General features: G+C 70.5%; 6 protein-coding genes. 1 reads left to right on the top strand and 5 read right to left on the bottom strand.

The genetic code is table 11. The features are described from left to right. The 4 genes from VF536_RS22325 to VF536_RS22310 form a co-directional block, all read right to left on the bottom strand. A partial coding sequence (locus VF536_RS22325; protein WP_331617099.1) for a hypothetical protein occupies positions 1-1,349 on the bottom strand: 1,349 nt, incomplete at its 3' end. A 44-nt stretch (positions 1,350-1,393) separates the two neighbouring features. Beyond that, positions 1,394-1,912 (bottom strand): GNAT family N-acetyltransferase, encoded by a 519-nt coding sequence (locus VF536_RS22320; protein ID WP_331617098.1) that lies wholly within the window; start codon positions 1,910-1,912, stop codon positions 1,394-1,396. Further along, entirely contained in the window at positions 1,912-2,619 is a 708-nt protein-coding gene (locus VF536_RS22315; RefSeq protein WP_331617095.1) for a cold shock and DUF1294 domain-containing protein, read from the bottom strand. Before VF536_RS22315 ends, VF536_RS22320 begins: the two co-directional genes overlap by 1 nt. A 34-nt stretch (positions 2,620-2,653) precedes the next feature. Continuing rightward, positions 2,654-4,627: a DEAD/DEAH box helicase gene (locus VF536_RS22310; protein WP_331617094.1), complete on the bottom strand. Its 1,974-nt coding sequence runs from the start codon at positions 4,625-4,627 to the stop codon at positions 2,654-2,656. 638 nt (positions 4,628-5,265) lie between these two features. On the opposite strand from VF536_RS22310, the gene VF536_RS22305 reads away from it, so the two are divergent. Continuing rightward, the gene (locus tag VF536_RS22305) at positions 5,266-6,795 is read left to right on the top strand and encodes an FAD-binding oxidoreductase (protein WP_331617093.1); all 1,530 of its coding nucleotides are present in this window, start codon (positions 5,266-5,268) and stop codon (positions 6,793-6,795) included. A gap of 13 nt (positions 6,796-6,808) precedes the next feature. On the opposite strand, the gene VF536_RS22300 is transcribed toward VF536_RS22305, so the two are convergent. Continuing rightward, the coding region (locus tag VF536_RS22300; protein WP_331617092.1) for a hypothetical protein at positions 6,809-7,146 on the bottom strand (338 nt) is incomplete at its 5' end.

The following is a 7,146-nucleotide window of genomic DNA, read 5'->3' as shown; positions in this document are numbered from 1 at the left end:
CACTTGGGTTCAGGCTCGGGCTCGACCGGCGGCTCGACCTCGGTCGAGTGCAGCACGCCCTGGCTCATCCAGCGGACGTACTCGTCGTCGATCTCGCCCTGCTGCGCGGACCAGCGCACGCGCCACGGCTGGCGTGCCATGTCGCCGGTCGCGCCGGCCAGATGCTGCGCCTGCACGTCGCCGAGCAGCGGCAGCAGCTGCGCACGGTAGGCGGCGCGCGCGTAGCTGCCGCCGAGCACCGCGGGGCGCAGGTCGTTGGTCTGCACGCTGTCGCCGGTCCACAGGCCCAGCAGCGCCTGCAGCTGGTTCATCTCGGGCGGCAGGCTCATCACGGCGAGCTCCCCTTCCGGCGCGGCCAGTCCGCTGGGCAGCGGCTCGGGCGTCGGCGGCACGGGGCGATCGCGTTCGAACTCGGCCTCGCAGCCGTCCAGCAGCTCGTGCTGCGCGACGAAGACCGGATGCACCGGCCGCGACAAGGCGCCCAGCGCGAGGTTCTCGAGGAACGGGACTTCCTGCAGCCAGCGTCGCACGTCGGTGGTCGTGATGCCGGTGGAGCCCAGCGTGACGCGCTGGCGGTCGGCCTGCTGCAGCGCACGGTTGAACTGGCTCGCCATCGCGAGCAGCCGCGCCTGCGCCAGGCCGAGCTCGCGCGCGAGCCGCTCCAGGCGCGCGTTCCCGTCGTCCTCCGCCTGGCGGATGATCGCGGACAGCGCCTCGCTGGCCCGCTCCACCAGCTTGAGCGCGCGCTCGAAACGCATGCGCGCGCGGCGCAGGTGGAATTCGGAGCCGGACGCGATCGCGTCGGCAAACTCGTTGTACAGGCGCGAGAGCTGCGCCAGCAGATGCTGCAGCTGCGCCGGCTCCAGCGTGCCGAGCTGCTGCGCGCCGGCCACGTTGGCCAGCAGGCCGGCGAGGTCGCCGTCCTCGTCCGCGACCTGGCCCTGCGTCAGCGGCGAGACCATGGCCATCAGCTGCTGCGCCAGCGGCGTCACGCCGTACTGCTGGTTGGACGCATCCCAGGCCAGCAGCTGCGCGTCGCGCAGGCGCTTGAGCACGAGCTCCAGCGCCTCGTCGCGCAGCACGTGGAAGTGGCGGTTGAGGTCGTCGCGCGAGAGCCGCGACTGCGGCTGGCTCATCAGCTCGATGAACACCCAGACGCGCAGCCGCACCAGCGTGGCCGGGCCGTGGAACAGCGCGCGCTGCGCGCCCAGCAGGGCCTCGTTGCGTTCCAGCTGCCACCACAGGAGCGAGTCCTGCGGGAGCTGACCTTCGCGGAAATGGTCTTCGAATGAGGGTTCGGGGAGATCGTCGCGCAGCACGTCGTCCACGCCTCCCGGGGTCACTGTCATAGAGGCGGATTATCGCCCCTCGGAGCGCCCTTCCCCGTCCGCCGTCACACGGGTGTCAGGGACCTGCGCATCAGGGTTGCCCCGGAGCCGAAGCTGGCGAGTTTCTCGATGAGCGCGGCGCTCAGCGGCGCTTCGGCGTCGGAGAAGCCGTGGCGTTCCCAGTAGGCGCGCGAGCCCTGCACAGCCACCAGCGCGACCTGCGTCAGGCCCATGTCCTGGGCGCGATGCACCACCTGCTGCACCAGCTTGTGGCCCAGACGCTTGGCTCGCCCCGCCGGCGACACCGCGAGGTCGTGCAGGTACAGCGTGCGAGGGGCGCGCGCCGGCGCGATCGACGGCGCATCGAGCGCCGGCAACTGCCCGTCATCGACCGGCAGGCTGACGACGTAGGCCAGCGGCTCGCCGGCCTCGACGGCCAGGTAGGAACAGTGGAGATGGCGCGCCGCGTCCAGCTTGGCCACGAAGGCCTCGGCGCTTTCCAGGAACTCGGGCCCGTAGCACTGGGCCTGCAACGCGAGCACGTGCGGGACGTCCTCGGTGCCAATCACTTTCAACTGCAGCATCAGACGGGTGAGCCGGCCGATCGCGCGTTCCAGTGGTCGGAGACTCCCGAGAAGAACGGCGTCAGCAGCGGCGTAAAAAGACAGACGAAGGCCAGGATGTTGAGCGCGACGCTCAACCAGAACACCCGCCGGAAAGTCGGCTTGGCGCTCTTGTGCCGCAGCAAGTGCTGTGCCAGCAACGCGCCGGGCCAGCCGCACAGCAGCGAGAGCCCATGCAGCGTCGATTCCTTGACGCGCCATTGGCCCAGTCGCGCCGCGCGCTTGTCCAACGCGTAGACGATGAAGGTCGCAAAACTCATCGCGACGTAGACGCCCCACAAGCCACGCGGCAAGGGCCACGCCAAGTGTGTCAACAGCACCAGCGAGGCAAAGCCTGGCACCAGCCACAGCGAGGCACCGGTGTCGGACGACGTCTTGGGGGAGGGAGCGGGGGAGGCAGAAGCGGAAGCGCCGCGCCGGGACGGCGCAGGCCTGGCCGGGCCGGCGGGCGCCGGCTTGGGCTCGAGGCTGCGGACCTTCAGCGCGCGGGCCTTGCCCTGCGCATCGGTCCCGGCCTCGTAGTCGACGCGTTCGCCGACGAAAGGTCGGCGGGCGCGCGGGCCGAAGGCGCTGATGTGTGCGAAGCGTTTCGGCCCGCCGTCGGACGGCGCGATGAAGCCGTAGCCCTTCGCGTCGTCCCACTGGACGATCCGACCCTCGACGCGCATCCCTCAGCGTCCCTCAGCCACCGAGCCGCGAGGCTCAGAACTTGCGCGGGCCCTTGCGCGGCACGAAGCCGCCGCGGTCACCGCGGTCGTCGCCTTGCGGACGCGGGCCCTTGCCGAACGCCGGCTTGGCCGGACGGCCTTCGAAGCGGTTGTCGTCGCCCTTGTTGAAGGCCGGACGCTCGGCACGCGGTGCGTAGCGGTCGTTGTTGTCGGCCGAACGGTCGAAACGCGGATCCGGGCGACGCTGGTCGAAACCACCACCGTTGCCGCCATGACCACCGTCGCGCGGCGCGTTGAAGTCGCGCTGCGGACGATCGCCGTAGCTGCGCGGTGCGCCGCCGAAGCCGCCTTGCGGACGGTCACCGAAACGCGGACGGTCGCCTTGCGGGCGGTCGCCGAACGGACGGTCGCCTTGCGGGCGCTCGTTGCGGTGCTCGAAGCGCTGGCCGCCCTGGCCGCCGCCGAAGCCACCCTGCCCACCTTCGCGACGCTCGCCGAACGGCGGACGGCCTTGGCCTTCCGGACGCTCGAAGCGGGCGCTGTTGTCGAAGCGGTTGTCGTTGCCGCGATAGCCGCCGCCCTGCGGACGGTTGCCGCCGAAGCCGCCACGGTTGCCACCGTAACCGCCGCGATTGCCGCCGTAGCCGCCGCGGTCACCACCGCGATCGCCGCCGAAGCCGGGGCGCGACGGGTAGATCTTCGGCTCTTCGTTGCGCGGCTCCAGGCCTTCGATGCGCGAGACCGGGATGGCCTGCGTCGTGAACTGCTGGATGCGCTTGATCATCGAGATGTCGCCACGCTCGGCCAGCGTCACCGCGATGCCGGAGCGGCCGGCACGGCCGGTGCGGCCGATGCGGTGGACGTAGTCCTCGGCCTTCATCGGCAGGCCGAAGTTGATGACGTGCGAGATCGTCGGCACGTCGATGCCGCGGGCGGCCACGTCGGTGGCGACCAGCACGCGCAGGTCGCGACGGCGCAGGGCCATCAGCGTGCGGGTGCGCTTGCCTTGCGGCATGCCGCCGTGCAGCGCGGCGACGCGGTGGCCGATGGCCTCCAGCTGTTCGGCCAGCCACTCGGTGTCCTGCTGGGTGCTGGTGAAGACCACAGCCTGGTCGACGTCACGCAGACCCAGGATGTGTTCCAGCAGCTTGCGCTTGTGCTGGCCGTTGTCGGCCCAGTGCAGGCGCTGCTCGATGTTCTCGTGCGAGTCGGTGTGGCCCGACACGTCGATGCGCTGCGGGTCGCGCATCAGCTGCGAGGCCAGGCGGCCGGTGTTGCCGGCGAAGGTCGCGCTGTACATCAGCGTCTGGCGCTCGGCCGGGATCTGCTCGGCGACGAAGTTGATGTCGTCGATGAAGCCCATGTCCAGCATGCGGTCGGCTTCATCGAGCACGAACATCGTCACGTTGTCCAGCTTGCAGCGGCCGCTGTTGATGTGGTCCAGCAGACGACCCGGGGTCGCGATCAGGACGTCCAGCGGGCCGCTCAGCGCGCGCAGCTGCTGCGCGTAGGGCATGCCGCCCAGCACGGTGGCGACGCGCAGACCCTGGATGTGGCGGCCGTAGGTCATCGCGGACTTGGCGACCTGCATCGCCAGTTCGCGGGTCGGAGCCAGCACGAGCACGCGCGGGCCGATGGTCTTGGTCTTGTTGTTGGCGGCGGCGCGTTCGGCGCGGGCGTTCAACACCTGCTGCAGCGCGGGCAGGATGAAGGAGGCGGTCTTGCCCGAACCGGTGCGCGACGAGACCATCAGGTCCTTGCCGTCGAGCGCCGGCGGGATCGCCTGCGCCTGCACTTCGGTGGTGTTCTCGTAGCCGGAGTCCTTGACGGCGCGCAGCAGCGCGTCATGCAGGCCCAGAGCCGAGAACGGCGTGCCGGTCGTCTCGGCGTCGGCGCCGAGTTCGCCGGCTTCGATCGCCTGGTCGAGTTCGCTGTCCAGCGCCTCGTTCGTCGTCTCGTTCTGATCCAGGGTCTTGGCGTCGGCGTTCATGTCGTGGTCGAAACTCATTTGTCTTTGCAATCCAAAGGTGCACAGCCGGGCCGACGCCGTCGAAACGGAGTCCGCGCCGGAGCGCCTGGTCGCCGCGCAAGATCGATGTGATCGCGGCAGAACCGTGATGTCGCTGGGAGAAAGCTCGCGTCGATCACCAGGAAGGAAAGACACATGCGCGGCGCGATTGCAGAGCAACCGCCGTGGTCGGCATGAAGGGCCTGGTGAGGCGCCGGGGAACAGTCAAAGCGACGGCATCGCCGCCGACCGAACCCGAGGGCATGCAGGGCGCGCTCCCCGTGGCGGGAAACAGCTTCGGCGGAGAGCCGGAGCCTGCGTGGGAGTCCGTTCGGATGCCCGGCGCAGCGGTCTGCAAAGAGGTCAGAGGAGACGTACGAAGCACCGCCAGAAGCGGTGAAGCCCACGACTATAACAGCATTCGGGGTTTTCACCTAGCACATCCTGATGGCGCTCCTGGAAGGGGCGCCATGCGGGGGATCCGCGTGCCATCGGCCCTCCCCGCCTCGCCCGATCTGGGGTACGCCCCGATGGGGGATGCACCACATTGGCCTTTCTTCGGTCCTACACTGGTCTCACATTGGACTTCGATCTCCCGACGATCGACAGCCCATCAACCACATTCAGGGAGACTGTGCATGGATCGTCGCGTTTTGCTGGGCGCGGGCGTTGGAGCGCTCGCCGGATCCTGGCTCACCGGCTGCGGAGGCGGCGGGGACAGCACCGGCGCGCCTGTCACCCCGCCGCCGCCCGATGCGGGCCCGTACGCCCCGCTGGCCCGACAGATGAAGGGGCCACTGCTGGTCGCCGGCCACACCGATTTCGACGCCTTCCGGCGGCCGGCCAACGCACGCTTCGACGGCGTCGTGCCCCAGGCCCTCGCCCGCTGCGTCGGCGCGGAGGACGTCGTGGCCGCGCTGAACTTCGCGCTTGCCAACAAGATCCCCTTCACCGCGCGCAGCGGCGGACACAGCTACCTGGCCGCGTCGACCAACACCGCGCTGGTCATCGACACCGGGCCGATGGACAGCGTCCGCATGGACGGCGACATCGCCGTCGTCGGCGCCGGCGCGAAGCTGGCCGACGTGTACCGCGCGCTGCTGGCCTTGCCGCAACCGCGGCTGCTGCCCTCCGGCAGTTGCCCGACGGTCGGCATCAGCGGCATCACGATGGGCGGCGGCTTCGGCTTCTTCCAGCGCGCCCACGGACTGACCTGCGACGCGCTGGTCGGGGCAACGCTCGTCGGCGCCGATGGTCAGACGATCTCCTGCGACACCACGCGCAACGCCGATCTCTTCTGGGCGCTGCGCGGGGGCGGGGGCGGCAACTTCGGGATCGTCACGGAACTGCGCTTCCAGACCCAAGCGCTCCCGGCATTCAACACCTGCTGGGGACAGTTCGCCTCGGGCGACCGCGTCGGCGTGGCGCTGGCCTGGCAGGACTGGTGCGCAACGCTGCCGGACTCCGTGTGGTCGCAGTGCCAGGTGGCCGTCGACAGCGTGGGGAATCTGCTGCTGACCGTCTTCGTCGTGGGCTTCGATGGCGCAGCGGCGCTCCGGACGCAGTGGGACCGCTTCCTCGCCGCGGCGCCCGTCTCACCGACGGCGCAGGATCCGGCACAGGTCATCAGCGCGGCGACGCTGCTGATGAACCGCTGCGCCGACCTGACGGCGACGCAGTGCCATCTGCCCTCTCAGGCGTCGGGCGGACTGATGCCGCGCGTGGCGATGACGGCGAGTTCCGACTTCTTCGCCCAGCCGATCCCGGCCGCCGGCGTGCAGACCCTGTTGGACGCGCTCACGGCGCGCGGCCGCGCGGGCCGCGGCGGCGCGGTGATCTTCGACCTGATGGGCGGCGCGATCGCGCGAGTGGCCGCGGACGCGACCGCATTCCCGCATCGCAACGCCTTGTTCAGCGCGCAGTACCTGACGGAGGGCCTTGCGGGCAGCGGCACGCCGGCCCAGCTCGACGACGATGCCCGCTGGACGCACAGCCTGCGCGTGACGATGACGCCGTGGAGCACCGGCGGCGCCTACGTGAACTACCCCGACGCGGCGATCACCGACGCCGGCACGGCCTACTACCGCGGCAACCTGGCACGGCTGCACACCGTGAAGCACGCCGTGGACCCGAGCAGCGTCTTCAAGACGCCGCTCGTGGCGCTGTGAGGCCGGGCGGGCCTCACAGCCCTTCCAGCAGCTTCGGCAGGACCGCCATCAACGCGTCGAGCTGATCGCCGTCCAGCCAGGCCGGGGTGGCATCCAGCCAGTCGGGGAACACGACACCGTCGCGCTGCACGCGCAGCACCGCCGCGTCGAGGGACTCCTCGATCAGCAGCAGCGCGGCCGGCACGCCCCGGGTGTCTTCGCCGCAAATCGCCTCGATGCGGCGCGTCAGGACGGCGGGCTGCCACGGCAGATCCGCGTGGACGATCGCCACGCGGTCGTCGGCGAGCACGCCCTCGTCCAGGCCACCGAGCGCGTCGTCGCTGGCCAGCAGCACGCCGGCCTCGGCGCCGC

The sequence above is a fragment of the Roseateles sp. genome (genome assembly GCF_036486225.1).
Classification (GTDB): domain Bacteria; phylum Pseudomonadota; class Gammaproteobacteria; order Burkholderiales; family Burkholderiaceae_C; genus Roseateles.
This window is presented reverse-complemented; position numbering and strand designations above follow the sequence as displayed.

Excerpts from the sequence above, each read along its gene's own strand:
- VF536_RS22320 (WP_331617098.1), bottom strand. The coding sequence starts at position 1,912 with ATGCTGCAGTTGAAAGTGATTGGCACCGAGGACGTCCCGCACGTGCTC.
- VF536_RS22315 (WP_331617095.1), bottom strand. The coding sequence starts at position 2,619 with ATGCGCGTCGAGGGTCGGATCGTCCAGTGGGACGACGCGAAGGGCTAC.
- VF536_RS22310 (WP_331617094.1), bottom strand. The coding sequence starts at position 4,627 with ATGAGTTTCGACCACGACATGAACGCCGACGCCAAGACCCTGGATCAG.
- VF536_RS22305 (WP_331617093.1), top strand. The coding sequence starts at position 5,266 with ATGGATCGTCGCGTTTTGCTGGGCGCGGGCGTTGGAGCGCTCGCCGGA.